Genomic DNA, 25,616 nt, shown 5'->3' on the forward strand with positions numbered 1-25,616 from the left:
AACCATTCAGATGAGGCATGCCCGCGCACTGCCGATAGCGGCCCTCGGGCTCGCGGTCGGCCTGGCCACCGCGGCTCCGGCCGCAGCCGCGGACCCCGCGGCGCCCGTGGTCACCTCGCAGCGCACCGACCCGACTCCCGGCTTCGCCGGTACGGGCCGCTATTCCGTCTGCGACACCAATCCGAACTCCGCGACCGGTCCCGGCTGGGTCGGCCCGGGCGACGTGACGCTCAAGGCCAGGGCGGTCTCCCCGTCGGGTGCGGACGTATGGACGAGGTTCCAGCTCTGGGACACCGCGGTCGGGGGCAAGCACACCGAATTCTCGACGGGCTGGTCCACCTCCCCGGTGGCGTCGGCATTCGTACCCCGCGACCAGCTGGTGGACGGCGCCAAGTACGCCTGGCGCGCGCGGGCCAGCGACGGAAAACTGGCCAGTGACTACACGGGCTGGTGCTACTTCCGGGTGGACAGGAATTACCCGACCTCCTCGGTCACCACCGACTCCAGCCCCAAGGTGGTCGGTCAAGAGGCCACCTTCACGCTGAAGGCGGCCGACTCCGGATCGGGGATCGCCTGCGTCCGCTGGCGGACGAGCCAGACCCCCAGCGTCGGCTGGCGGTGCTCGGACGCGGCGACTGACCTCCACGTGCTCCGCCTGACGAACGGCTCGGCCGACATCAAGGTCAAGCCGTCGAATTGGGGCGCGCAGGGCGTCTGGCTCGAAGTTCTGGACAATGCGGGCAACCGGTCCGAGTCCGACATCATCTACCACGCGCAGTCGAGCACGGCGCCCGCGACCTTCGGCGACATCGACTCGGACGGCAAGCCGGACGTCCTCGTCCCGGACGCGGCGGGCAACCTCCGTGAGCCGGGCGACAACCCGCTCGGCACGGCAAATGCGCGTGCGCTTGCCGCCCCGGGCGACACCCGGAGCTGGGCCAAGGTCCAGTACACCCACCGCGGCTCGCTGAGCGGGAACGGGGTCGATGACCTCCTCGCCCATGCGCCGGGGGATTCCGCGCTGCTCATCTTCCCCAACCAGGCTGACGGCCTGTTCACCGAACAAGGCCCGTCGACCGTCGCCAAGCCCACCGTCTGCCAGACCCCGGCCGCCGTGGTCATCGATTGTGCGAAGCACGGCTTCGGCGCCAACTGGTCGAAGGTCACGCGCATCGCGGCGTTCGGATCGCCCCGGGGCGACAGCCCGGTCCAGGGCTCCCTGCCGGACACCTCGGTCCTCTTCGTCGAGAACGGCCGTCTGTGGCTGGCGGAGGAGGGGTTCCGCGCCTTGAGGGACGAGGCGGTGCTCATCTCCGGCAGCAACACCAGCTGGGCCGGCTACGAACTCCTCACCCCGGGCCGCGCACAGGGCACGGACTTCCCGACGCTCTGGGCCCGCAACACCACCGACGGCACGATCCGGGCCTTCACCGTCGGCGGCACTCCGGACGCCCCGGACTTCAGGGCCTTCGCCAACCCGGCCGCCGGGACGGTCCTGACCACCCTGGCCCCGGCCGCCCACCCGCGCGTCGGCTCCGACGGCGACCTGACGGGCGACGGCATCCCGGACCTCTGGTCCGCCGACGCCGCCGGCAAGGTCACGGTGTTCCCGGGCAAGGGGACGGCGACTCCCCACCCGAAGGTGACGGGCTTCGGCCCGGCTCTCTGAGCATGCGTCAGCACGCCTCCGGCGCCCGGCTCCTGCCGGGCGCCGGAGGCGTTTTCGGCTACGGCGTGACCACGACCTCGTCCATGCGGCTGGCGGCGTAGAAGTGGTTCGCGTCGGGCTGTGCGTACCAGGCGTACCAGGTGCCGGTGACGTCGGCCTTGAAGGAGCGGGTGAAGGTGCCGTCGGTGGCGGTCTTGGAGGTGCCCATGACCTTGTAGCCGGTGCTTCCGGCCGGCTTGAAGAAGTAGTTGATGGTCTGGCCGGCGTAGGGCTTCCAGGTCGGGTCGGCGTGGTTGAGCTTGCCGGTGACCTTGATCAGCTGGCCCTTCTTGACCGGCTCGGGCGCGGCGTTGAACTCCGGGATGGCCGTCATGGTCCGCTGGACCTTGATGCTCTTCGTCTCGGAACCGTGGATGGCCTCGGTGCCCGCGTACCGCATCCGGACGAACCCCGGGCCGGGGTAGGGCAGCGTCGTCTCCATCATCGCCGAGGGGTTGGTGCCGGGCTGGGTGGCGACGTCCACGGTCTTGCGGGTGGTCCAGCCGGTCTTGCCGTCGGCCGAGGTCTGGACGTCCACCTGCAGGGAGGTGGTCCCGGCCGGCATCTCGACGCGGTCGATCCACCCCCTCACCTGGACGTTCTTGAACTGGTTCACCGAGGCGTCGAAATGGGAGAGGTGGGTGCCGGCCGTGGTGTCCACCGTGACGCTCTGGATGTCGTCGTCCGTGTTCAGCCAGGCGCTGGCGCCCATGACCCCCCAGGTGTCGTCCTTCTCGAAGTACTTCTCCACGGTGAACCGGCCGGCGTCGTCCGTGAGCCCGACCCCGCCGCCCACACTGATCCTGGCCTTGACGGGCACCGGCTTCCAGGTGCCGTCGGCGGTCTTCCAGGTGACGGCTCCGCTGACCTTGCCCTGCGTTCGGTAGGGGCCGGTCACGGTGTCGGAGTCGAGGGCTATGCGCGCCTCCACGGCGGTCACGGGAACCGCCACGTCCTCCTCGTCCTTGACTCCGTTCACCGTCGTCGCGAGGTGGACGAAGGTCTTGTCGGCGTCGTCGTCGTCGGAGCCGCTCTCGGCACCGGAGACCGTGATCCTGGAGGAGAAGTGCCCCTTCGCGTCCGCCGTCAGCGGGGTGGTCACCGTGCCGGTCCTGGCCGTGAACGGGCCGGTGAAGGGCGTGGACGAGGCGGTGCGGGGGTCGTAGAGCTCGATGTCACCGGAGACCGTCGTGTCCGGAGCCGCGAGGGACACTCCGTTCGAGGCCTTCAGGTTCTGGAAGACCGGGCGCACGTGGTAGTTCAGCGTCGCCCTGTCCTTGCGCAGGATGCTCTCGCCCAGGGTGCCCGTGTACTCCACGTCCACGGTGTACTCGCCGAGTTCGGCGAGCTTGGGCACGGCACCCCGTTGGGGGTACTGGATGATGTCGCCGCAGGAGGGCTCGCAGATCTCGTCTTCGTCGATGACGGACGAGAACCGCGTGAGCGTGGCGACCCGGGTGGCCGAGCCCTTCTTCCGCAGGTGCACCTTGAGGTTCTTGGGCGCGATCTCCCAGCCGAAGTACACGACGACCGCTTCGTTCTCCGTGTGCGTGGTGAACCCCTGCGGGAAGGGGTCGGCGGCCTGGGCGGCCGTGGGTACGGCCATGACGGCCGCCAGTGCCGTCATGGTGCAGAGTGCGGCGCTTATGCGCTTGTTCATGTGGCCCCCCGGGAAATCGTTCAACGATCACCCAAGGGGACTGTCCGGGCCGCCCGATGGTTGTACGGGTGGTGCGAGGGTGTTTCGGCTACGGGGTGACGATCACCCCGTCCACGCGGCCGGCGGCGATGAAGTGGGTGTCGTCGGCGAGTGCGTAGCGGGCCTGCCAGTAGCCGGTCTGCGTGGCGGTGAAGGTCTTGGTGAAGGTGCCGTCGGCGGCGGTCTTGGAGTAGCCCATGACCTTCCACGTGAAGGTTCCGGCGGGCCGGAAGTAGTAGTGGACGGTCTGGCCCGCGAAGGGCTTCCAGGTCGGGTCGGCGTGGTTGAGCTTGCCGGTGATGGTGATCGGCTTGCCCTTCTTGACCGGTTCGGGCGCGGCGTTGAACTCCGGGATGGCCGTCATGGTGCGGACGGCCTTCACGGTGGACGAGGTGGAGCCGTGCAGGGTCTGCATGCCCGCGTACTGGAGTCGGAGGTGGCCGGCTCCGGGGTAGGGCAGCGTGGTCCGGACCGGGAGCGTGAGGCTGGAGCCGGGGTTGGTACCGGGCATCAGGGCGACGTCGACGCTCTTGCGAGTGGTCCAGCCGGTCTGGCCGTCCGCAGAGTACTGGACGTCCACCTTCAGCGAGGTGATCCCGGCGGGGATCCGGTACAGGCCGAGCGCGCCTGTGACGGAGACGGTCTTGGAGGCGCTCACCCATGCTGTGGGGCGGTTGAAGGTGGTCCCGGGCCCGACGGTGAGGGTGACGGACTGGGCCTGGGACTGCGCCCACTGATCCTTGACCTGGGCCTCCCAGGTGGTGTCCCTGGACAGTTGGGTGGTCCTCGTGAAGCGGCCGCTGTCGTCTGTGAGGACCTGCTTGAAGCCCACGGAGACGTCGATGCCGGCGGGTACCGGCTTCCACGTGCCCTCGGGGGATTCGTACGTGACGGTGCCGGTGACCTTGGCCTCGGTCCCGTAAGGGCCGCTCACGTTCGTGGAGTCCAGAGCGACGCGGGTCTCCACCGGGGCCACGGAGACCTCGAAGTAGTCGGTGTCCCTGGCCCCGTTCACCTCGGTCGCGAGTCCGATGGACGTGGCGGGCTTGCCGTCGTCGTTCCGGAATCCGCTGCTCCCGTTGGCCGTGATCCCGCCCTCGAAGTGTCCGTTCGCATCGGTGGTCAAGGAGGCGGGGGCCGCGCCGTGCACCGTCGTGACGGCGCCGCCCGTCAACGGCTTCGTCGAGCTGTCGCGCGGGTCGTAGAGGTTGATGTCACCCGAGACCACAGTGTCGCGGTCGGCGAGCGACAGTTCCGGCTTCGAGTTCTTCACGTTGGAGAAGAGCGGGCGCAGGCGGTAGTTCAGCGTCGTCTTGTTCTTGTGGAGGATGGGCTCGCCCTGGGTGCCGGTGTACTCCACGTCCACGTCGTACTCCCCGAGCGCGGCCAGCTTCAGCGGGGCGGTCCCGAATGGCGAGGGGTCCATGCAGGAGGCAGCTTCAGAGCAGGGATCGTCATAGGGCATGCTGACGAACTCCGAGACGGTCAGGACCCGCTGGGCCGTGCCCTTCTTGCGCAGGTGGACCTTGAGGCCCGCGGGCCGCTTGAGCGATTCGACGTACAGGACGACCTGTTCGTGCTGGGTGGACGCGTAGAACTCCGGATGGGGGTCGGCGGCCTGGGCGGCCGTGGGCATGGCCAGCATGGCTGCCATGGCCGTGGCGGTGCAGAGCGCGGTGCTGATCAGTTTCTTCATCGGTCCCCCCGGGGCGTCGTGCGACATCACCCAGGGGGACCGACGGGCGGCCCCGATGGTTGTACGGGGACGGCCGGGGAATTCTCAGTCGAACCAGCGGTCCCGCGCCAGCTCCGCCGTCCGCGACGGGTCCTCCAAGAGGGCCGCCACCTCGAAGCGGCGCGGCCACTGGCCCGCCGCCCAGGCGAGGGCCGCCGCGACGCCCTCCAGGGTGGAGGCGTGCAGGGTGCCGTCCGGGGTGCGGCGCCAGTCGAGCTCGATGCCGCCCGCCTGGAGCTCCTCGTGCTCCACGTAGCTCTTCGGGGTGGCCGGGCCCAGGAGCTGGTGCACGGATTCGGGGACCTCGTGCTCCTCGCCCTCGGTGGTGACCTCCGCCGGGACGGTCTCCGAGAGGCGCCGGACCTGGAACAGCTCCGCCAGGTCGGCGGCCCGGGACGGGGCGACGGGGAGGAGCGGCAGGCCCGCCGTGAGGGGGAGCAGGTCCGGGGCGTCCGCGATCAGCGCGTCGGCCGCGTCCACCACGACCACCTCGCCGTCCACGACCGCGCGCAGCTCGTCGGGCAGGGTGACCTGCTCGGGGTCCAGCTCGGCCAGCGCCCCGTACAGGCCGTGCAGTTGGCGTCCGCCGACCTCCCGGTCCGGGTCGGCGAGGCGGCCCAGCAGCTCGGCGGCGCCGCCCGGCTCCTCCAGCAGGGCGGGCACGGTGGTGCGTACGCCCAGGGCCCGCAGGACCTGCTCGTCCTCGAAGCCGGTGGCGTCCGCCGGGGTGTAGAGGCCGGCCAGCAGCGGGTCGCCGCCCGCCGAGCGCAGGCCGGCCGGGCGGCGGCCGTCCAGGACGGGGTGGTCGCGCAGCCACCAGGCGGTGTACGAGCGCACGGAGCGGGTGGTGCCGTCCGGGAGCAGGACCCGCACGGGCTGGGTCAGGGCGTCGCGCAGCGGGGGCTGGGCCAGCATGGCCAGGGCCTGCGGCCAGCAGTCGTCGTCGACCAGGTCGAGGTCCCGTACGGCGACCAGCTCGGTGGCGACCGGCGGCACGGGGGTGTCGGGGAGCTGGTCCAGGAGGTCCTCGCACCACACGTCGACGGCGTCGAGCAGACCGGCGTCGTCGGGCTCGGCGAAGTCCCCGTCGCGGGGCTCCAGTTCGTCGGGGTCCAGGACCACGTCGGTGGCGCGGACCAGCTGGAAGGTGGCCAGGACGCCCACGGCGGTGAGGGTCCGCTCGTCCCAGCGTTCCACCAACTCGGCGTCCACGTACGGGATCTCGTCCTCGCGGACCACGGAGGCCAGCGGGGAGCCGGGCAGCAGCAGTTCGCCGGCCGGGGTCGGCTCGCCGTCCTCGTCGGGCAGGGCGAGCGCGCCCAGCCACGGCTCGTCGCCGGGGGAGAGCTCGGCGTCGCGGACCAGGCCGAGGACGATGTCGGCGAGTTCCTCGGGGTCGAGGGCGTCCTCGTCCCAGATCTCCCCGGAGTCCAGGGAGGCCGCGACGGCCGCCCGTACCTGCGGGGTGGTCAGGACGGCGCGCGGGCTCGCCGGGAGCGCGCCGAGCTTCTCCAGCAGCGGGTGCACCGCGTCGGGGTGGGCCACCTTCAGGCCGAGCCGGGCCAGGCTCTGGGGGGTGCCCGACCGGGGGGCGTCCGCGCCGGGCAGCAGCAGGTGCCGGGGCCCGATCGCGGTACGGCCGTCGGCCAGCGGTACGGGGAGGCCGGAGAGCCGTTCCGGGTCGACCCCGGCGAGGCTGTCGTAGAGCCGGTACCACCATTCCGGGGTCCGCTCGATGCCCGCGATCCGCTCGATGGCCTCGCCCAGCGGCAGCCGGCCCACGCCCAGGGTGCGCAGTTCGGGGCGGCGCTCCAGCCCGGCCGGGAGCAGGGTCGGCAGCACCTCCGCGAGGACCCGTACGGTGTCGGCGCCCGCGCCCTCCACCACCTCGGCCTCGAAGGGGCGCAGGGCGGCCCGCTCCAGCGGCTCCCCCTCCGCCGGCTCCTCGGGCGGTGCGGCCGGTGCGAGGAAGGCCGTACGGGGCAGGCGCGCGATGACGGCCGCGCGCAGGGCCCCGTCGAGCTCGCCCTTGCCGAGCGGGCCGGGTACGAGGTCCACGAGCGCGGTGCTCACCGGGTCCCAGGAGCCCAGCAGTTCGGCGTACGCGTCGGCCGCGCGCTCCACGAGGAAGTCGGTCAGCGGCCCCGGCGCGGGGTGCCGGCGGGTGGTGTCCAGCGGCAGGGTCGCGATGAGCAGCGCGGGGATGCCGAGGGGTTCGTCGGTCGGGGTCGGCGCGTGCACCACGGGGGCGGTCGCGGGGCGGACCGGGGCGCCTTCGGCGTCGACGGGCACGGACCAGGACACCGCCCAGACGGGCCGCAGCCGTTCCTCGACGGGGCGGTCGGCGAGCAGCGCCTTCTCGATGGGACCGGAGTGGCGCACGGTACGCCAGCGCCTGGGGCCGGACGCGGTGTCCGAGGCGGAGTCGGCGATGACGGTGTACGGGCCTTCGACGCGGCGGGTCAGTGTCCGCACACCCCCGGCCGGTGTGTCCACGACGACCTCGGCGAGCCCGGGCAGGGTCAGCAGCAGGGCGTCGTCCACGGCGGCGAGCAGCCGCCCGGCCAGCTCCTCGGCGGCGGCGTCGCGCAGCGGGAGGACCACGACGGTGTCGTAGCCCTCGGGCGCGGTTCCCTCGGCGGGCAACGGGAGGCGCAGCAGCGGGACGTGGCCGTCGCGGCGGCGCAGTTCCTCGCCGAGTCCGGAGCTGCCGACGGAGGCTCCCCGGGCCAGCTCCCGGGCCTCGGCCAGGGACCAGCGCACACCGCCGTGCCGGCCGAGGACGGCGGGCTCGTCGGAGACGGCCAGGACGGCGGCGAAGCCGACGCCGAAGCGGCCGACGCTCCCGGAGGAGTCGTCGCGCTTGGCGGAGGCGCGCAGTGTGGACAGGGACTCCACGCCGGTGGCGTCCAGCGGGGAGCCGGTGTTGGAGACGGCGAGCAGCGCGTGCCCGTCGGGCTGGTCGGTGCCCGCGTGCAGGGTGAGCCGCAGCCGGCCGGGGACCCCGGCGCGGGCGGCCGCGTCGGCGGCGTTCTGCGCGAGTTCGACGACGAGCCGGTCGCGGTAGCCGCCGAGCGCCAGGTCCTCCTCGGCGTTGGCGTCCTCGCGGAAGCGGGCCGGGCCGGCGCCCCAGGCGTCGAGCACCCCGCGCCGCAGCCGGGCCGTGCCGAAGGGGTCCACGCCGTCCTGGGCCGCCGTCACTCGCACGCTCACGCTGCTGCCTCCAAGCTGTACTGCGCTGTACCGCGCCGTATCGCGCCGTACGGCATCCGCGGAACACCGGATGCCGAGGCCCCGAAGGTATCGCGTACGTCGAGCGGCTCCGCAAACGAACCGGCTTCAGGCAGACTGCAGGAGTCGGTATCGCACAGCTATTTGTGAGGATTGCGCATGATCACGCTCACCAAGGAAGACGGCCCCGCGGACCTGGGCGGCGTAACCCACCTGTCCATCGGAGTGTCGTGGGACCCCACCGTGGGCAGCAGCGGCGGCCTGTTGGGCAAGCTCAAGCGGAAGGTCGGGACCGACCTGGACCTGATCGCGATCGCCATGCAGGGCGCGGACCCCGTCCGCCTCGCGGGTCTCGACTCCCTGGACCCCATGGGCAACGGCTCGCTGCGCCACAGCGGGGACAACCAGACCGGCCACGGCGACGGCGACGACGAGACGGTGACCGTCGAGTTCGCCCGGATACCGGGCAACGTCACGTCCATCGTCTTCGTCGCCGCCGCGTACAAGAAGGGCAGTTCCTTCCAGAGCGCCCGCAACATCAGCTTCAAGGTGTACGACGGCACGGGCGGCAGCACCCAGCAGGTCGCCGACATCTGGCCGAGCCTGCTCGGGAGCGACAACGGCTGCGCCGTGGCCAAGGCGGTCCGGGACGGGGCCGGCTGGAAGCTGCACGTCATCAACGAGACCGGGAAGATCAAGCCGGGCGACGAGCAGGCCCTCATGCGTTTCGCCGTGGCGAAGTAGCCCGGTCAGGGGGCTACTCCTGCCCGACGAGGTGGGCGAACACCACGACGTTGGCGTCCCAGTGGCGGTCCTTGGTGAGGTTGCCGCCGCAGGTGATGATGCGGAGCTCGGCCTTGCCGTGGGTGTCGCCGTAGACCTTGTCGGTCGGGAACCGGTCCTTCTTGAACGTGTCGATCTCGTCCACGGCGAAGACGGCGGTGGAGCCGTCGTCGCGGTGGACCTCGATCTTCTCGTCCTTCTTCAGCTTCTTGAGGTTGTAGAAGACGGCCTCGGCGGTCTGGGGCGTGTCCATGTGCCCGACGATGGCGGCCGCGCCCTTCTCCCCGGGGGTCGGGCCCTCCTTGTACCAGGCCGCGTCCATGGGCTTGGCGAAGTCGGGCTCCTTCATGGCGCCCTGGTCGTCGAGTCCGACGGTGTCGAGCGGGGCATCGACCTTGATGTCCGGGATCACGATGCGGTCCGGGACGGAGGGGCTCAGCACCGAGGCGGACTTGGCGTCGGCCGCGTCGTTCTTGGCCGCGCCGCCGGCCGCGTCGCCGCCGGAGGAGCAGGAAGAGATCAGGAAGACCGTGAGCGCCGAGGCGCCCGCCAGGGCGGCCACGCGCAGTGCGCGGCCGCTCCGGCGGGGGGCGCGTTCAGGGGCGGACTGCTCAGCCATGGTTCGCGGCGTCCGAGGGGACCCAGCCGAGGGGGGCCTGGCCGGTGTTCACGGAACCCTTGGGGGTCTTGTGGTGGCTCGGGTCGACCGGGGTCGGCTTCGGCTTCGGGTTGACCGGGCCGGTGGCGTCGGTGGAGAACTTGACGGTGTCGAACTTCTTGCCGCCCGCGTAGGCCTCGACGCCGTAGTAGCCGGACTTGACGTCCTTGGCGACGACCGCGGTACCGGTCCAGACGCCCTTGCCGTTGCTCTTCAGGTTGACCTGGCCGCCGAAGGCGTCGGACTTGACGAACGCGCTCTTCTCGTTGGCCGCCGTCTTGATGGTGACCTGGATCTTGTCGCCGGGCTTGCCGTGGTCCTGGGACAGGCTCAGCGTGGAGTCGGCCGGGGTGGGGGTCGGCTTCGGGGTGGGCTTGCCGTCCTTGACCGTGATCTCCGCGGTGGCCTGGAGCTTCTCGCCCTTGGGGCCCGTTCCGGTGAGGGAGATGCCGTAGTTGCCGTCGGCGACCTTGGCGATCGTGGCGGTGGCGCCGCGCCCGTCGGTCATCTTCACGTCGTTCAGGGCCTTGGAGGAGATGGACAGGTTCGTCGAGCCGTCCGGGACCTCCATCGACATCTGGACGGAGTCGCCCGGCTTGCCGGAGGAGGGCGAGAGCTTCAGGGCCACCGGGGCGGTCTTGGCGTCGGCGCTCGCGCTGCTGTGCGCGGTCGGAACGGAGTCGGCGGCGAACGCGACGGCGGGGGCTGCCAGGGCCATCGACGAGGCGAGGGCGATGGCCGAGAGGGTGAGTGCCTTGCGCATGGGGTTCCTCCTGAACGGGCCGGGGTTCGTTCCCGGCACACCAGACATGAGGGACATCCTGGGGTGGTTGGTTGCGCCCCTCCGAGGGGCCGGGAGAGGCCCCTGCCGAAGGTCCCGGGGCACAAAACCGCAGGCGGCGGAGGGGGCGGTGATCTTCCGTTTGCGGCCTCTTTGCCCCGATTTTTGGGACCAAGGTCCCGGAGTTCCGGGCCGGGTGGAGGGCCTTGGTCTTCAGGGATCGTTCAGGACTGCCTCAGGACCGCCTCAGGACCTCCTCAGGACCGCCGCAGGGCCTCTCCATCGCGGTCCGGACAACGCGAAGCCCCCGGTGACGAGGTGTCACCGGGGGCTTCGGAGCGTGTCGGTCCTGGTGGACCGGTTCGGACAGGGTGGACCGTGCCTGACCGGGTCGGTCAGAGGTTCTCGATGACGTAGTCCACGCACGCGGTCAGCGCCTGCACGTCCGCCGGGTCGATCGCCGGGAACATCGCGATACGGAGCTGGTTGCGGCCGAGCTTGCGGTAGGGCTCGGTGTCCACGATGCCGTTGGCGCGCAGCACCTTGGCGACCGCCGCCGCGTCGATGTCGTCCGAGAAGTCGATCGTGCCGATGACGGCCGAGCGCTTGGCGGAGTCCGCGACGAAGGGGCTGGCGTACTTCGACGCCTCGGCCCAGCCGTACAGGTGGGCCGCGCTGGCCGACGTACGGCCGGTCGTGAACTCCAGACCGCCCTGGCTGTTCATCCACTCCAGCTGCTGGTCCAGCAGGAAGAGGGTGGAGAGCGCCGGGGTGTTGTACGTCTGGTTCTTCAGCGAGTTGTCGATCGCCGTCGGCAGCGAGAAGAACTCCGGGATGTGCCGGCCGGAGGCGTGCACGCGGGCCGCGCGCTCCAGGGCCGCCGGGGAGAACGCCGCCAGCCACAGGCCGCCGTCGGAGGCGAAGGACTTCTGCGGGGCGAAGTAGTAGACGTCGGTCTCGGTGATGTCCACCGGCAGGCCGCCGGCGCCCGAGGTCGCGTCCACCAGGACGAGCGAACCCGCGTCGGCGCCCGCGACGCGCTTGATCGGCGCCGCGACACCCGTCGAGGTCTCGTTGTGCGTGTACGCGTACACGTCCACGCCCGCCTCGGCCACCGGGTCCGGGTGGGTGCCCGGGTCGGAGGAGATCACCGACGGGGCGTCCAGCCACGGAGCGGACTTCGCGGCGCTGGCGAACTTGGAGGAGAACTCACCGAAGGTGAGGTGCTGCGACTTCCGCTCGATGAGACCGGCGGTCGCGATGTCCCAGAAGGCGGTGGAGCCGCCGTTGCCCAGGATCACCTCGTAGCCCTCGGGGAGGGAGAAGAGGTCCCGGAGGCCCTGGCGCACGGAGCCGACCAGGTTCTTGACCGGAGCCTGGCGGTGGGAGGTTCCGAGCAGGGAGGTACCGGTGGCGGCGAGGGCGTCCAGCGCCTCGGTCCGCACCTTGGAGGGGCCCGCGCCGAAGCGTCCGTCGGCGGGCTTGATGTCAGCGGGAATCTGGATCTCGGCCACACGCCGAGCGTATCGGGTCCGGGTCCACGCCTTGGAGCCGCGTCCACCCGATGAGATGACGCGGACGCGCGGGAGCCGGTGGGAGGCTGTCCGCCGTGACGTCACCCGGTGAACTCGAACGGACATTGCGGAAGAACCTGCGCGGAGAGGTCGACTTCGGCGCCGCCGCCCGCGCCCTGACGACCATGGACGCCTCGAACTACCGCCGCGTCCCGGTCGGCGTGGTCGCCCCGCGCGACGCCGACGACGTGGCCGCCGCGCTCGCGGTGTGCGCGGCGGCCGGGGTCCCCGTCGTTCCGCGCGGCGGCGGCACCTCCATCGCGGGCCAGGCGACGGGCGTCGGCGTCGTGCTCGACCTCACCCGGCACATGAACGCCCTGACCTCCCTGGACCCGGCCGCCCGCACCGCCGTCGTCCAGCCCGGCCTGGTCCTCGACCGGCTGCGGGACGCGGCCCGCCCGCACGGGCTGACCTTTGGGCCGGACCCCTCCACGCACTCCCGCTGCACCCTCGGCGGGATGATCGGGAACAACGCCTGCGGCGCCCACTCGGTGGCCTGGGGAACCACCGCCGACAACGTCGCCGAGCTCGCCGTGACGGCGTACGGCGGCGCCTCCTACCGGCTCGGCACCGGCTGGGACGGCGCACCCGGCGGGCTGCGGGAGCTGGTCTCGGGGAACCTGGCCGTCCTGCGCACCGGCATGGCGGGAGGCTTCTCGCGGCGGATCTCCGGCTACGGGGCCCTGGACGCGCTGCTCCCCGAGCGGGGCGTGGAGGTGGCCCGGGCGTTCTGCGGGACCGAGGGCACCCTCGGGGTGGTCACCGAGGCGCTCGTACGGCTCGTGGAGCTGCCGGCCGCCCCGGCGCTGGCCGTCCTCGGGTACGCCGACGAGAGCGCGGCCGCGCAGGCCGCGGCGGGCCTGCTGGAGTACGGGCCGCTGACCGTGGAGGGGATGGCCGCCGACCTCGTGGGCGGGGCCGCCGCCGGGCTGCCCCGCGGCGGGGCCTGGCTGTTCGCGGAGATGCGCGACGAGAGCGCCGCCCGGGCCCTGCTCCGGGCCTCCGACGCGGTCGACAGCCTGCTGCTCACCGACCCGGCGGCGCAGCGGGCCCTGTGGCGGATCCGCGAGGACGCGGCGGGCACGGCCACCCGGATGCCCGACGGGAGCATGGCCTGGCCGGGCTGGGAGGACTGCGCGGTCCCGCCCGCCCGGCTCGGCGCCTACCTGCGGGAATTCCGGGCCCTGCTGGCGGAGCACGGGCTGCGCGGATCCCCGTACGGCCACTTCGGCGAGGGCTGCGTCCACGTGCGGATCGACTTCGACCTGGTGACGCCGCCGGGCGTGGCCCGCTTCCGGGCCTTCTCCTCGGACCTCGCCGACCTGGTGGTCGCGCACGGGGGCTCCCTGTCCGGCGAGCACGGGGACGGGCAGGCGCGGGCGGAGCTGCTGCCGCGGATGTACGGGCCTTCGGTGATCGACCTCTTCGAGTCCTGCAAGCGGCTCTGGGACCCGGCGGGCGGCATGAACCCCGGGATCCTGGTCCGCCCGGCACGCCTCGACGAGAACCTCCGCTTCTCTTCCCTCCCGGCGTCCCTGCCCTTCGCGGGGGAGGTGGCGCGGTGCGTCGGCGTCGCGAAGTGCCGGTCGACGGAGGTCGGGGGGCCGGGGGTGATGTGCCCGTCGTACCGGGCCACGGGGGAGGAACGCCACTCCACGCGGGGGCGGGCGCGGCTGCTGCACGAGATGCTGGCCGGAGAGATCATCCGGGACGGCTGGCGTTCGGCGGAGGTCGCCGAGGCGCTGGATCTCTGCCTCGGCTGCAAGGGCTGCCGCAGCGACTGCCCGGTGGGGGTCGACATGGCCTCCTACAAGGCGGAGTTCCTCCACCACCACTGGGCGGGCCGGCTGCGCCCGCTGTCCCACTACGCCCTGGGCGGGCTGCCGGCCCTCCTCCGCCTGCTCACCACCCTGCGGCTGGCGGGGCCCCTGAACCTGGTGTCCCGCTTCCTCCGCGTCCCCGGCCTGGAGCGGTCCCGCCCCCTGCCCCGGCTGGCCCGGACCCCCTTCACCCGCGGGTGGCGCGCAGCGGTCCGCTCCGCGGGGCCGGGTCCCCTACCCGCCCTTCCACCGTTCCCCGGGCTCCGCCCGGACCCGTCCCCGGGTGCGGCGCCGTCGCCGGGGGCCAGCCCCCGGACCCCCGCTCCTCAAACGCCGGAGGGGCTGGGATCGCCCTCCGGGCAATCCGGCCCGTCGGGAGGCTCACGTACGGGCCGAGGCCGGCCAAATCCAGCCTCGCCGGCGTTTGAGGCGCGGGGTCTGGGGCGGAGCCCCAGGGGGTCCGGGGCGCAGCCCCGGGGAACGGTGGAAGGGCGGGTAGGGGACGGCCGCCCGCAGGGCACGCCCGGGGCGACCGGTGCCGGGGCCGTCGTGACGGTGTGGCCGGACACGTTCACGGAGTACCTCGCGCCCGAGGCCGGTCACGCCGCCCTGCGGGTGTTGCGGGCCGCCGGCCTGGAGACCACCGTCCAGGCGGGCCGGGTCTGCTGCGGGCTGACCTACCTCTCCACCGGCCGCCTCGACACCGCCCGCAGGGTCCTGCGCCGCACCCTGGACGCCGTAGGCGACCCGCAGGGGCCCGTCACCGTCCTCGAACCGAGCTGCGCGGCAGCGCTGCGCACCGATCTGCCCGCCCTCCTCCCGGAGGACCCCCGCGCAACCCGTCTCGCAGCGGCCGTCCGAACCTTCGCCGAGACCCTGGAGGAGTACGCCCCGCACTGGCAGCCGCCCCGCCTCGACCGGCCGGTCGCCGGCCAGACCCACTGCCACCAGCACGCCGTCCTCGGGGACGACCCCGACCGCCGGCTGCGCGAGCGCGCCGGGCTGACGGGGGAACTGAGCGGCGGCTGCTGCGGCCTCGCGGGCAACTTCGGCTTCGAGCCCGGTCACCACGAGGTGTCCGTGGCCTGCGCCGAGGAGCAGCTCCTGCCGTCGCTGCGGGCGGCAGCTCCGGGCACGGAGGTGCTGGCGGACGGGTTCTCCTGCCGGACCCAGATCGCGCAGCTGGCCGGCGGCCGGGCCCGCCACCTGGCGGAGGTCCTGGCGGACGGCTTGCCGGAACCGGACGTGCACCAGGTGTAAGGCAAAACACGGAAGCACGCTCCTTACCGACCCCCTAATCTGGATAAATGCCCGCACCCTCCTCACCCACGAGCACCAGCACGAGCACCAGCACGAGCACCGCCACGCCCACCGAGCCCTCGCGAGCGACCACCACCACCGCCCCCGCCGACGGCTCCTTCCGGGCCCGCTTCGGCCCCGTCGCCCTGGTGGTCACCGCGGGCGTCTCGGTGCAGTTCGGCGCCGCCCTCGCGGTGATGCTCATGCCGCGGGCGGGCGCGGCCGGCGTGGTCACGCTGCGGCTCGCCGCGGCCGCGCTGGTGCTGCTGCTCGTCTGCCGGCCCAAGGTGCGCGGGTACTCCCGCTCCGACTGGTCGACCGTGGTGTGGTTCGGCGTGACCATGGCCGGCATGAACGGGTTCATCTACCAGGCCATCGACCGCATCCCCCTCGGCCCCGCCGTCACCCTGGAGGTGCTGGGCCCCCTGGTGCTCTCCGTCGTCGTCTCCCGCCGCCTGCTCAACCTGCTGTGGGCCGGGCTGGCGCTGGCCGGAGTCGTCCTGCTGTCCACCCACGGCGGAGGCGGCCTCGGCGGGCTCGACCCGCTGGGCGTGGCCTTCGCCCTCGCGGCGGGCGGCATGTGGGCGGCGTACATCGTGTTCAGCGCGCGGACCGGCCGCCGGTTCCCGCAGGCCGACGGGCTGGCGCTGGCGATGGCCGTGGCCGCCGTACTGTCCCTGCCGCTCGGTGTGATCGAGGCCGGCTCGGCCCTGCTGCACCCCAGCACCCTGCTCCTGGGCCTCGGCGTGGCGCTGCTGTCCTCGGTCCTGCCGTACACGCTGGAACTGCTCGCCCTGCGCAGGCTCCCGGCGCCGACCTTCGCGATCCTGATGAGCCTGGAGCCCGCGATCGCCGCGACGGCCGGGTTCCTGATCCTGAACCAGGCGCTGTCCGCGCTCGACGCGGCGGCGATCGCGCTGGTCATCGTCGCGAGCATGGGCGCGGTCCGCTCGCAGACCCGCCCGAGCCCGCCGTCCGGGTCTCAGGCCGTCGTCGAGGGGTCCGGTGCGGGCAGGAACTGATCGTAAAAGCCGGCCTTGAGCCGCAGCGCCCGCTCTTCGGTCTCCCTGAACCCGGCCGCACCGGCTGCGCGGCCCGTCCCGCCCGGCCCGTCCGCTCGGCCGAGGAGGTCGGTCACCCGGGCGGCCAGCCGGTCGGAATGCGTGTCGGACAGCATGGACACGGTCGCGAGCGAATGCGTCTTCGCGTCGTGCACCAGGTGCGGGTGGTAGAAGCGCGAACGGTTGCGGCCGCCGCCCTCGCTCGTGAACAGCGGCCCCATCCGCTCCCACAGCCGTCCGTACTCGACGGAGACCAGCACCTCGCCCCAGAAGCGGAGGAAGGTCAGCAGCCGCAGGTCGGCGTCGGCGTGGCCGCCCGCGTCCGCGATCAGTTCGAGGGTGCCGGTGATGGCACGCTGCGTCGCGGCCGTCGGCCTCGACGCCACCAGGGCCTCCCGGGACACTCCGAGCCGGCGCAGGTCCTCCGTCATGTCCTCGCGGTGTGAGGGCGTGTGCCCCGTGGCCCCCGGGTACTCCTCGCGCAGGATGATCCGCGCGATCCGCAGCCCCTCCTCGTCGCGCAGCAGGTCGATGGCCAGGTCGTACGACGGGGTGAACGCGAGCGATACGAAGCGCCGCTGGAGCAGCAGCGCGGTGAAGTCCTCGTCGGGCAGCCGGGTGATGTTCGCGAGGACCGGATGCTCCTCGAAGCGCTCGATCAGCCCGTTCTCGAAGCCGTCCAGCTCGTGCAGCTCGCTCGGTCCGTGCACCTCGCCCTGCCCGTGCAGCCCGTCCCGTCGGCCCGGAGCGCCCAAGTCGTGCATGGCCGTACCTTTCCGTGGATCTGGTGGTGAACCGGGATCCGGATCACCAGCTGATGTTTCTGAGCGACTCGCGCCAGTCGGCCAGGGCCACGTCGCGGCCGATCTCCCACAACGTGTCCAGCTCCTTCTGGACCTGCCGTCCCATCGTGGTGTCGCTGCCGTCGATCTCGGTCTGGGCGGAGTCGACCGCGAGCTGGCGGTGCAGGAACGAACTGACCAGAAAGTGCTCGTCGGCCTTGTGTACGGCGATGGACGGCAGGGAGTTGTACACCCGCACGCTGAGCAGTGCGCGTCCCGCCGGCCCGACCGCGCGGTGCAGCTCCGCGAGGCCGGCCAGGCACATCTCCACCCGGGCCTTGACGTCCAGGGCGAGCGCGGGGTCCCGTACGGAACGCAGCGCTTCGTCGCGCAGTCCCGCCACGGGGGAGGAGGGGTACAGGAGCATGATCCGCACCGGGACACCGTGGTCCACCAGCGCCTTCTCCAGCGACGGCTGGAGGTGAGCCAGGTTGGGGATGAAGGTCTGCAGGATGGCCACCTCCTGGGTGGCGCCCTCCACGAACGCGTTGAACTGCACGTCGGGGAACTCCGCGTGCACCCGGATCACGCCGAGGTAGTTCTCCTGCTTGAGCTGCTGCGCGACGGTGTCGATGTCCAGCTTGGCGAGCTGCGCCTGGAAGCTGGTGTCGAGCCGGGCGACCTGCGTGCGCAGGGTGTCGTCGAGCCGGGTGACCTGCGCCTCGACCACGTCGAGCTTGCGCAGGCGGTCGATCTCCAGCAGGAGGAACACGGTGACCGTGCTCAGGATGAGCAGGGTGACCTTGGGGAGCGCGCCCCCGGGTGCGAGCGCGTCGAGCCACCCCAAGAGGTCCGCGATCAGTACCACGACGCCCGATGTGGACATCAGGGCAAGCGCGATCCGTTCCACCCGATAGCGAACGTCGACACTCATGTCGCTCCAGCCCCCGTGCCCGGTACCCCGTACCTCGTGCCCGTCGTGGTCGGCGATGACGCTATACCGACTCCCTTTGTTCCAGGGAGGTTTGAGGCGTTGCGTGGGGAAGGGTGGGGCGAGATCAGGCCACGCCCGGGCCGGTCAGTTCCAGATGACGTCGCCGGCCGGCAGGGGGATCGCGTCGGCATGCTGGACGTTCGCCTCGACGTGCGCCGCACCGGACGTCCCGGTCGGCTGTTCCCCGTCCGGGAAGTCCTGGCCCCATCCGCTGGCCATGGCCACGCCCAGCGCGAGGGCGCTCAGGGCGGCGGTCGCGAAGTACATTCCACGCGTCGTCATGCGCGGAGCATCCCAGCCGGCCGCGCCGGAGGGAAGGCCTCACCCGGTCCTGTGCGAACCGTCACCCGGTCCCGTGCTCACCCGGGGCCGTGCTCACCCGGGGCCCCCGCCCCCGTCCCGGCCGTCCCGTAGCGCGCCGCCGTCGTGGCGGCCGCCGCTCCGATGCGCCGGCGCAGGGCGGGCGGGGCGAGTACCTCCGCCTCCGCGCCGAGCCCCAGGAACTGCGCCTCCGCGTGGTCCTGCGACTCGATCGGCAGGACCGCCCGTGTCCACCCGGGCAGTTCCGGGTCCGGGGTCCCGGTGGCGGCCAGGGCCCTGGCCTGGGCACCGGTCAGCCGGGCGGCCGCGCGCGCGGAGACCCGTACCTCCGCCTCCTGCGGGTACAGCCGCTCGTGGAACTCCGCCTGGCTGCGCCGCCAGTGGGCGGCGAGCTCGAAGCCGTCGGGGAGCATGCATTCCCCGCCGGTCTCGCGTACCGCCAGGATCTGGTCCACCCGGTAGGTGCGCGGGGGCGGCGGGCTCTGAGGGCCGTCCGCCTCCGCCGTGGCCGCCGTGCCCGCCGTGGCCTCCGCTTCGGGCGTGCCCGCGACCAGGTACCAGCGCCCCGCCTTCAGGACCAGCCCGTACGGGGCCAGTCGCCGGTCCACCTCGTGCGGCGCCTTCCAGCGCCGGTACCGGACCTCGACGATCCGCCCCCGCCACACCGCGTCGGCGATCCGCCCCAGGTGCGGGGTCTCCTCGTGCTCCGCGTACCAGCCGGGCGCGTCCAGGTGGAAGCGCAGCCGCATCCGGTCGGCCTGCGCACGCAGCTCCGCGGGCAGGGCGGCGCGCAGCTTCAGCTGGGCGGTGGACAGGGCGCGGCCGAGACCGAGTTCGGCGGCCGGCCCCGGCATCGAGGTGAGGAAGAGGGCCTCCGCCTCGCCCGGGGCCAGCCCGGTGAGGCGGGTGCGGTAGCCGTCGAGGAGCTGGTAGCCGCCGCTGTGCCCGGCGTCGCCGTACAGCGGGACACCGGCGGCGGCCAGGGTCTCCGCGTCGCGGTAGACCGTACGGACCGACACCTCCAGCTCCCCGGCGAGCTCGGCGGCGGTCATCCGGCCGCGGGTCTGGAGCAGGAGCAGGATCGAGAGCAGCCGGCTGGACTTCACTTGGACTTCACTGACAGATGATGTCAGTGAAGCGCTCGTACGGTTCCCCCATCAGCGCAGAGAACAGCGCGACGAACAGCGCGACGAACAGCGCAGAGCATCAGAGAACAGTTGTTGGGGGAGACCGCACATGAACGACTTCGACTTCTTCGTCGGCACCTGGGACGTGTCCAACCGGTGGCTCGCCGACTTCCTGGACGCGGACAGCGGCTGGGAGGTGTTTCCGGCGGTGTCCCGGGCCACCCGCCACTTCGACGGCGCCGCGAGCTTCGACGAGATCGAGTTCCCGACGAAGGGCTTCGCGGGGCTGACCCTGCGGCTCTACGAGCCCGAGCACGAGCGGTGGACTCTCCACTGGGCCGGCCGCCGGACCGGAACGCTCTTCCCGCCCGTCACCGGACGGTTCGACCCGGCCACGGGGACGGGCGTCTTCGAGGGCGAGGACACCTACGAGGGCAAGGCGGTCCTGGTGCGGTTCGTGTGGTCGAGGACGGACACGGACTCCCCGCGCTGGGAGCAGTTCTTCTCGGCCGACGGGGCCGGGAGCTGGATCCACAACTGGACGATGGACTTCAGCCGCCGGGCGGCCGACACCGCCGCCGCTTGACCCCTTCCGTCCGGCGGCCGCGCGTCACAGGAGCCCGAGCGGCCCGAGCGCCGAGGTCAGTCCGCTCGGCCGCTGTTCGACGGGCAGGTGCTCGACCAGCCGGACCGGGCACCCCAGCGCCGCGGCCCCCGTGTCCGCGTCGGCGCTGTCGCCGACCATGAGCACGTCCGCGGGCGCCGCCCCGAGGGCGTCGCAGGCGACCTGGAACAGGCGGGGGTCGGGCTTCTGGACCCCGTGCTCGAAGGAGAGCACGTACGCGTCGACGAACCGGTCCAGCCCGTGGGCGCGGAAGACGGGCCGCAGGTCCCAGCCGATGTTGCTGACGACGGCGACGGGGACGCCCCGCTCGCGCAAGGCGGCGAGGGTGGCCGCGGTATCGGGGTAGGGCCGCCAGGCCGCGGGGGTCCAGTGCCGGTCGTAGAGGGCGTCGGCCAGCTCCGGGGAGGGCAGTGGCACCTCGCGGGTGAGGGCGGTGTAGGCGGCCCGGTGCTTCTCGGGGCTCAGGTCCCGCTCCCGCCACAACGGCTCCAGCCGCGCCGGCAGCCGCTGCGGCGAGGCGCCGCCCGGCAAGGCGCCCGCCTCTTCGAGGAGGGCGGCCAAGGAAACGAGTTCGGCCTCGGGCAGGTCGATACCGGCGTCCGTCACGACCGCGCGCAGCCAGTCCTCGGTGGGCTCGACGCGGAAGAGGGTGCCGGAGAAGTCGAACATCACGCCTTTGACGGCGCCCGCGAGCACGCCTTCGTCCCCGTACACGTCCATGTCCCTCTCCCCGCCCCTGTCTTGCGCCCGGCCGTGACGGGGATCCTCGCCGCGGAGGCGGGCGACGCGCAAGCGCAGTGGAGATTCAGCCCCTCCGGCGTTTGAGGAGCGGAGGTCCGGGGGCTGGCCCCTGCCGCCCAAGTCCCCTCTCATCCAACTCCATTCGCTTCGAAAAAATAAATGCAAGCACGCTTGATTGTTTTCCTGGCGACTGCCACGCTTCCCCTCACGCCGAGAAGGGGAGCGCACCCGTGCCCGATCCGTCCGCTGTCGAGAACGTCTTCGCCGTCTTCGCCGATCTCCGCGAGGAGGGCCGGGAACTCGACTCCCTGGTCGGGGATCTGCCCGACGCCGACTGGGCGAAGCCCACGCCCGCGCCCGGCTGGAGCCTCGCCCACCAGATCGCCCACCTGCACTGGACCGACCGGTCCTCGCTGCTCGCCCTCACCGATGCCACCGCCTTCGCGGGGCTGGTCGAGGAGGCACTGAAGGCCCCGGATTCCTTCGTCGACGCGGGCGCCGAGGAGGGCGCCGCACTGGCCCCCGCCGAGCTGCTCGCCCGCTGGCGGGCTTGCCGCGCCGCGCTCGACGAGGCCCTCGCCGCGGCCTCGCCCGACGCCAAGTTCCCCTGGTACGGGCCGCCGATGAAGGCCGCTTCGATGGCGAGCGCCCGCCTGATGGAGACCTGGGCGCACGGCCAGGATGTCGCCGACGCGCTCGGGGTGCACCGCGTACCGACGGCGCGGCTGCGGCACGTGGCGCGGATCGGAGTGCGGGCGCGCGACTACGCGTACGCGGTACGGGGACTGCCCGCGCCGGCGCAGGAGTTCCGGGTGGAGCTGACGGCTCCGGGAGACCGCGCCGAGGTGTGGACGTACGGTCCCGGGGACGCCCCGCAGCGGGTCACCGGCCCGGCGCTCGACTTCTGCCTGCTGGTCACCCAGCGCGCCCACCGCGCCGACCTGTCCCTGACGGCGTCCGGCCCCGACGCCGACCGCTGGCTCGACATCGCCCAGGCCTTCGCCGGCCCGGCGGGCCCGGGCCGCGCGCCGGGAGCCTCCCGGTGACCCGGCGCCCCCTGCTGATCGGCAACGCGTCGGGCTTCTACGGAGACCGCTTCGACGCCCTGCGCGAGATGCTGACGGACGGCCCCCTCGACGTACTGACCGGCGACTACCTGGCCGAGCTGACCCTGCTGATCCTCGGCCGCGACCGGCTGAAGAACCCGGAACTCGGCTACGCCAAGACCTTCCTGCGCCAGCTGGAGGAGTGCCTGGGCCTCGCCCACGAGCGGGGCGTACGGATCGTGGTGAACGCGGGCGGCCTGAACCCGGCGGGACTCGCCGGAGCGGTGCGCACGCTGGCCGCGAAGCTGTCGGTTCCGGTCTCGGTCGCGCACGTGGAGGGCGACGACCTGATGCCGTACCCGCTGCCGTCCGGGGAGGGCGCGCTCACCGCGAACGCCTACCTCGGCGGCGCCGGGATCACGGCCTGCCTGCGGGCGGGCGCGGACGTGGTGGTGACCGGCCGGGTCACCGACGCGGCCCTGGTGAGCGGGCCCGCGGCGTGGTGGTTCGACTGGGCGCCGGACGACCACGACCGGCTGGCCGGGGCGGTGGTGGCGGGGCACGTACTGGAGTGCGGCACCCAGGCCACGGGCGGCAACTACGCCTTCTTCACCCGGCACGACGTGTCCCGGCCGGGGTTCCCGCTGGCGGAGATCGCCGAGGACGGCTCGTCGGTCATCACGAAGCACCCGGGCACGGGCGGAGTCGTGCGCGTCGGTACGGTCACGGCGCAACTCCTCTACGAAACCCAGGGAATCCGCTACCTCGGCCCCGACGTGACGGCCCGCCTGGACACGGTCCGGCTGACCCAGGCCGGCCCCGACCGGGTGGCGCTCTCGGGCACCCGCGGTGAATCTCCGCCCGCGACCCTCAAAGTGGGCGTGACCCGCATCGGCGGCTGGCGCAACGAGGTCGTCTTCGTCCTGACGGGCCTGGACGTGGACGCGAAGGCGGCCCTGGTGCGGGAGCAGTTGACCCCGCTCCTGTCCTCGGTGTCCTCCGCGGAGTGGACGCTCTCCCGCACGGACCACGAGGACGCGTCCACGGAGGAGACGGCGAGCGCGCTGCTCCGCCTGGTCGTCCGCGATGCGTCCCCCGACAGGGTGGGCCGCGCCCTGACCTCGGCGGCCATCGAACTGGCCCTGGCCAGCTACCCGGGCTTCCACGTGACGGCCCCGCCGTCCCCGGCCCAGCCGTACGGAGTCTTCGAGTCGGCCACCGTCCCCGCCGGCGAGGTCCCCCACACGGCGGTCCTCGCGGACGGCACGAGGCTCCGGGCCGGTGCGGAGGGCGGCCCTGCGGGGCTGGTCCCCTACCCGCCCTTCGCCCGTTCCCCGGGCTCCGCCCAGACCCGCACCGAGTCCGGACCGCCCGCAAATCCAGCCCCGCCGGCGTTTGAGGCGCGGGGGTCCGGGGGCGGAGCCCCCGAAGGGGCCGGGGCGCAGCCCCCGGTTTCGGGAAGGGGCGGGGTGGGGGAGAGCCCCGCAGGGCCCGCCGCCCCCGAGCCGCAGCTTCCGGCCGCCCCCGAACCGCAGGCGTCTACCACCCCCACCCGCCGGGTGCCGCTCGGCACCATCGTCGGGGCCCGCAGCGGCGACAAGGGCGGGGACGCCAACGTCGGGGTATGGGCGGAGAGCGACCCCGCCTGGGAGTGGCTCCACACCACCCTCACCGTCGAAGCCTTCAAGGCGCTGCTCCCCGAAGCGGCCCCACTGGAAGTGACCCGAGCCGAGCTCCCCAACCTCCGCTCCCTCAACTTCACCATCACCCGGATCCTCGGCGACGGCGTGGCCTCCGGCCACCGCTTCGACCCCCAGGCCAAGGCCCTCGGCGAATGGCTCCGTTCCCGCCACGTGGACATCCCCGCAGCCCTGCTGGAGCCCCCCGCGGGCCCCGTACCCCCGGCGGAGCCGCCCGCGGGCCCCGTGCCCCCGGCGGAGCCGCCTGCGGGCCCCGTGCCCCCGGCGGAGCCGTCCGCGGAGACCCCCGTACCCACCACCGCCCCGGAGGGGACCCCGTGACCCGCCTCAAGAGCGCCGTCGACCCGCTCGCCCCCGAGCACGCGCAGGCCCGTACCGCCGCCCTGGAACGCCTCGCCGAGCTCGATGCCGCGCACGCCACCGCCCTCGCCGGCGGCGGCGAGAAGTACACCGCCCGCCACAAGACCCGCGGCAAGCTCCTCGCCCGCGAGCGGGTCGAGCTGCTCCTCGACCCGGACACCCCCTTCCTGGAGCTGTCCCCGCTCGCCGCCTGGGGCAGCGACTACCCGGTCGGCGCCTCGATGGTCACCGGCATCGGCACCGTCGAGGGGGTCGCGTGCCTGGTCACCGCCAACGACCCCACCGTCCGCGGCGGCGCCTCCAACCCCTGGACGCTCAAGAAGGCACTGCGCGCCAACGAGATCGCCCGCCAGAACCGGCTGCCCTGCATCAGCCTCGTCGAGTCCGGCGGCGCCGATCTCCCCTCCCAGAAGGAGATCTTCATCCCGGGCGGCGCCATCTTCCGCGACCTCACCCGGCTCTCCGCCGACGGCGTCCCCACCATCGCCGTCGTCTTCGGCAACTCCACCGCCGGAGGCGCGTACATCCCCGGCATGTCCGACCACACCATCATGATCAAGGACCGCTCCAAGGTGTTCCTGGGCGGCCCGCCGCTCGTCAAGATGGCCACCGGCGAGGAGAGCGACGACGAGTCCCTCGGCGGAGCCGACATGCACGCCCGGACCTCCGGCCTCGCCGACTACTACGCCCTCGACGAGCACGACGCCATCCGCCAGGCCCGCCGCGTCGTCGCCCGCCTCAACCACCGCAAGGCCCACCCCGATCCGGCCCGCGCCGAAGAGCCCCTCCACGACCCGGAGGAACTCCTCGGGATCGTCCCCGCGGACCTCAAAACCCCCTTCGACCCGCGCGAGGTCATCGCCCGGATCGTCGACGCCTCCGACTTCGACGAGTTCAAGCCCCTCTACGGCACCAGCCTGGTCACCGGCTGGGCCAGCCTGCACGGCTACCCGGTCGGCATCCTCGCCAACGCCCAGGGGGTGCTGTTCAGCGCGGAATCGCAGAAGGCGGCCCAGTTCATCCAGCTCGCCAACCAGCGCGACATCCCGCTCCTCTTCCTCCACAACACCACCGGCTACATGGTCGGCAAGGAGTACGAGCAGGGCGGCATCATCAAGCACGGCTCGATGATGATCAACGCGGTCTCGAACTCGAAGGTCCCGCACCTCTCCGTCCTCATCGGCGCCAGCTACGGCGCCGGCCACTACGGCATGTGCGGCCGCGCCTACGAGCCGCGTTTCCTCTTCGCCTGGCCCAGCGCCAAGTCCGCCGTCATGGGCCCCGCCCAGCTCGCCGGCGTGCTCTCGATCGTCTCCCGCCAGTCCGCCGCGGCGAAGGGACAGCCCTACGACGAAGAGGCCGACGCCGGCATGCGCGCCTTCGTCGAGGCGCAGATCGAGTCCGAGTCCCTGCCGATGTTCCTGTCAGGACGGCTGTACGACGACGGGGTCATCGACCCGCGCGACACCCGTACCGTCCTCGGCCTGTGCCTGTCGGCCGTCCACAACGCCCCCGTCGAGGGCGCCCGTGGCGGCTTCGGCGTCTTCCGGATGTGAGCCCGCACATGACCC

19 protein-coding genes are annotated in these 25,616 nt (G+C 72.7%); 8 read left to right on the forward strand and 11 right to left on the reverse strand.

Annotation, left to right across the window (positions count from 1 at the left end):
* Nucleotides 1-10 precede the first annotated feature (10 nt).
* The gene (locus tag OG276_RS20520; RefSeq protein WP_266907544.1) at nucleotides 11-1,669 is read left to right on the forward strand and encodes a hypothetical protein; all 1,659 of its coding nucleotides are present in this window, start codon (nucleotides 11-13) and stop codon (nucleotides 1,667-1,669) included.
* 58 nt (nucleotides 1,670-1,727) lie between these two features.
* Here the strand turns inward: OG276_RS20520 and OG276_RS20525 are convergent, their stop codons facing one another.
* The 3 genes from OG276_RS20525 to OG276_RS20535 all read right to left on the reverse strand — a co-directional run bounded on the left by OG276_RS20525 (nucleotide 1,728) and on the right by OG276_RS20535 (nucleotide 8,355).
* Complete coding sequence (locus tag OG276_RS20525) at nucleotides 1,728-3,368, reverse strand: hypothetical protein (protein WP_266907546.1); 1,641 nt, start codon at nucleotides 3,366-3,368, stop codon at nucleotides 1,728-1,730.
* 88 nt (nucleotides 3,369-3,456) lie between these two features.
* The gene (locus tag OG276_RS20530) at nucleotides 3,457-5,103 is read right to left on the reverse strand and encodes a hypothetical protein (RefSeq protein ID WP_266907548.1); all 1,647 of its coding nucleotides are present in this window, start codon (nucleotides 5,101-5,103) and stop codon (nucleotides 3,457-3,459) included.
* A gap of 84 nt (nucleotides 5,104-5,187) precedes the next feature.
* Complete coding sequence (locus OG276_RS20535; protein WP_266907550.1) at nucleotides 5,188-8,355, reverse strand: sacsin N-terminal ATP-binding-like domain-containing protein; 3,168 nt, start codon at nucleotides 8,353-8,355, stop codon at nucleotides 5,188-5,190.
* Between the two features lie 177 nt (nucleotides 8,356-8,532).
* On the opposite strand from OG276_RS20535, the gene OG276_RS20540 reads away from it, so the two are divergent.
* On the forward strand, nucleotides 8,533-9,117 hold the full coding sequence (locus tag OG276_RS20540; protein ID WP_266907552.1) for a TerD family protein: 585 nt from the start codon (nucleotides 8,533-8,535) through the stop codon (nucleotides 9,115-9,117).
* Nucleotides 9,118-9,130: 13 nt separating this feature from the next.
* On the opposite strand, the gene OG276_RS20545 is transcribed toward OG276_RS20540, so the two are convergent.
* From OG276_RS20545 to serC, 3 genes are all read right to left on the reverse strand, one after another.
* Nucleotides 9,131-9,775, reverse strand: a complete 645-nt coding sequence (locus OG276_RS20545) for a class F sortase (protein ID WP_266907554.1) — start codon at nucleotides 9,773-9,775, stop codon at nucleotides 9,131-9,133.
* On the reverse strand, nucleotides 9,768-10,577 hold the full coding sequence (locus OG276_RS20550; RefSeq protein WP_266907557.1) for a hypothetical protein: 810 nt from the start codon (nucleotides 10,575-10,577) through the stop codon (nucleotides 9,768-9,770). The genes OG276_RS20545 and OG276_RS20550 overlap by 8 nt, the downstream gene beginning before the upstream one ends.
* 413 nt (nucleotides 10,578-10,990) lie before the next feature.
* Entirely contained in the window at nucleotides 10,991-12,109 is a 1,119-nt protein-coding gene (gene serC, locus OG276_RS20555; protein ID WP_266907559.1) for a phosphoserine transaminase, read from the reverse strand.
* Between the two features lie 185 nt (nucleotides 12,110-12,294).
* On the opposite strand from serC, the gene OG276_RS20560 reads away from it, so the two are divergent.
* Entirely contained in the window at nucleotides 12,295-15,249 is a 2,955-nt protein-coding gene (locus tag OG276_RS20560; RefSeq protein ID WP_266912961.1) for an FAD-binding and (Fe-S)-binding domain-containing protein, read from the forward strand.
* A gap of 47 nt (nucleotides 15,250-15,296) precedes the next feature.
* Complete coding sequence (locus OG276_RS20565) at nucleotides 15,297-16,310, forward strand: DMT family transporter (RefSeq protein ID WP_266907561.1); 1,014 nt, start codon at nucleotides 15,297-15,299, stop codon at nucleotides 16,308-16,310.
* On the opposite strand, the gene OG276_RS20570 is transcribed toward OG276_RS20565, so the two are convergent.
* The 4 genes from OG276_RS20570 to OG276_RS20585 all read right to left on the reverse strand — a co-directional run bounded on the left by OG276_RS20570 (nucleotide 16,271) and on the right by OG276_RS20585 (nucleotide 19,552).
* Nucleotides 16,271-17,113 carry a hypothetical protein gene (locus OG276_RS20570; RefSeq protein ID WP_266907563.1) on the reverse strand — a complete coding sequence of 281 codons (843 nt, stop codon included), beginning with the start codon at nucleotides 17,111-17,113 and terminating at the stop codon, nucleotides 16,271-16,273. The two genes, OG276_RS20565 and OG276_RS20570, sit on opposite strands and share 40 nt — an antisense overlap.
* Before the next feature lie 43 nt (nucleotides 17,114-17,156).
* Nucleotides 17,157-18,065 carry a hypothetical protein gene (locus OG276_RS20575; protein ID WP_266907565.1) on the reverse strand — a complete coding sequence of 303 codons (909 nt, stop codon included), beginning with the start codon at nucleotides 18,063-18,065 and terminating at the stop codon, nucleotides 17,157-17,159.
* 144 nt (nucleotides 18,066-18,209) lie between these two features.
* Nucleotides 18,210-18,407, reverse strand: coding sequence for a hypothetical protein (locus OG276_RS20580; protein WP_266907567.1), 198 nt, complete (start codon nucleotides 18,405-18,407; stop codon nucleotides 18,210-18,212).
* A gap of 77 nt (nucleotides 18,408-18,484) precedes the next feature.
* Nucleotides 18,485-19,552 (reverse strand): YafY family protein, encoded by a 1,068-nt coding sequence (locus tag OG276_RS20585; RefSeq protein WP_266907569.1) that lies wholly within the window; start codon nucleotides 19,550-19,552, stop codon nucleotides 18,485-18,487.
* 130 nt (nucleotides 19,553-19,682) lie between these two features.
* On the opposite strand from OG276_RS20585, the gene OG276_RS20590 reads away from it, so the two are divergent.
* Nucleotides 19,683-20,159: a hypothetical protein gene (locus OG276_RS20590; RefSeq protein ID WP_266907571.1), complete on the forward strand. Its 477-nt coding sequence runs from the start codon at nucleotides 19,683-19,685 to the stop codon at nucleotides 20,157-20,159.
* Between the two features lie 24 nt (nucleotides 20,160-20,183).
* On the opposite strand, the gene OG276_RS20595 is transcribed toward OG276_RS20590, so the two are convergent.
* Nucleotides 20,184-20,918 carry an HAD family hydrolase gene (locus OG276_RS20595; protein ID WP_266907573.1) on the reverse strand — a complete coding sequence of 245 codons (735 nt, stop codon included), beginning with the start codon at nucleotides 20,916-20,918 and terminating at the stop codon, nucleotides 20,184-20,186.
* 251 nt (nucleotides 20,919-21,169) lie between these two features.
* Here OG276_RS20595 and OG276_RS20600 point away from each other — a divergent pair, with 251 nt between their 5' ends.
* The 3 genes from OG276_RS20600 (at nucleotide 21,170) to OG276_RS20610 (ending at nucleotide 25,601) form a co-directional block, all read left to right on the forward strand.
* Nucleotides 21,170-21,985, forward strand: coding sequence for a TIGR03084 family metal-binding protein (locus OG276_RS20600; RefSeq protein WP_266907575.1), 816 nt, complete (start codon nucleotides 21,170-21,172; stop codon nucleotides 21,983-21,985).
* 68 nt (nucleotides 21,986-22,053) lie between these two features.
* A complete protein-coding gene (locus OG276_RS20605; protein WP_323182411.1) occupies nucleotides 22,054-24,006 on the forward strand; it encodes an acyclic terpene utilization AtuA family protein in 1,953 nt (650 codons plus the stop codon).
* Entirely contained in the window at nucleotides 24,003-25,601 is a 1,599-nt protein-coding gene (locus OG276_RS20610; RefSeq protein ID WP_266907579.1) for an acyl-CoA carboxylase subunit beta, read from the forward strand. Before OG276_RS20605 ends, OG276_RS20610 begins: the two co-directional genes overlap by 4 nt.
* Nucleotides 25,602-25,616: the final 15 nt, after the last annotated feature.

The sequence above is a fragment of the Streptomyces sp. NBC_00086 genome, from assembly GCF_026343255.1.
GTDB lineage: Bacteria > Actinomycetota > Actinomycetes > Streptomycetales > Streptomycetaceae > Streptomyces.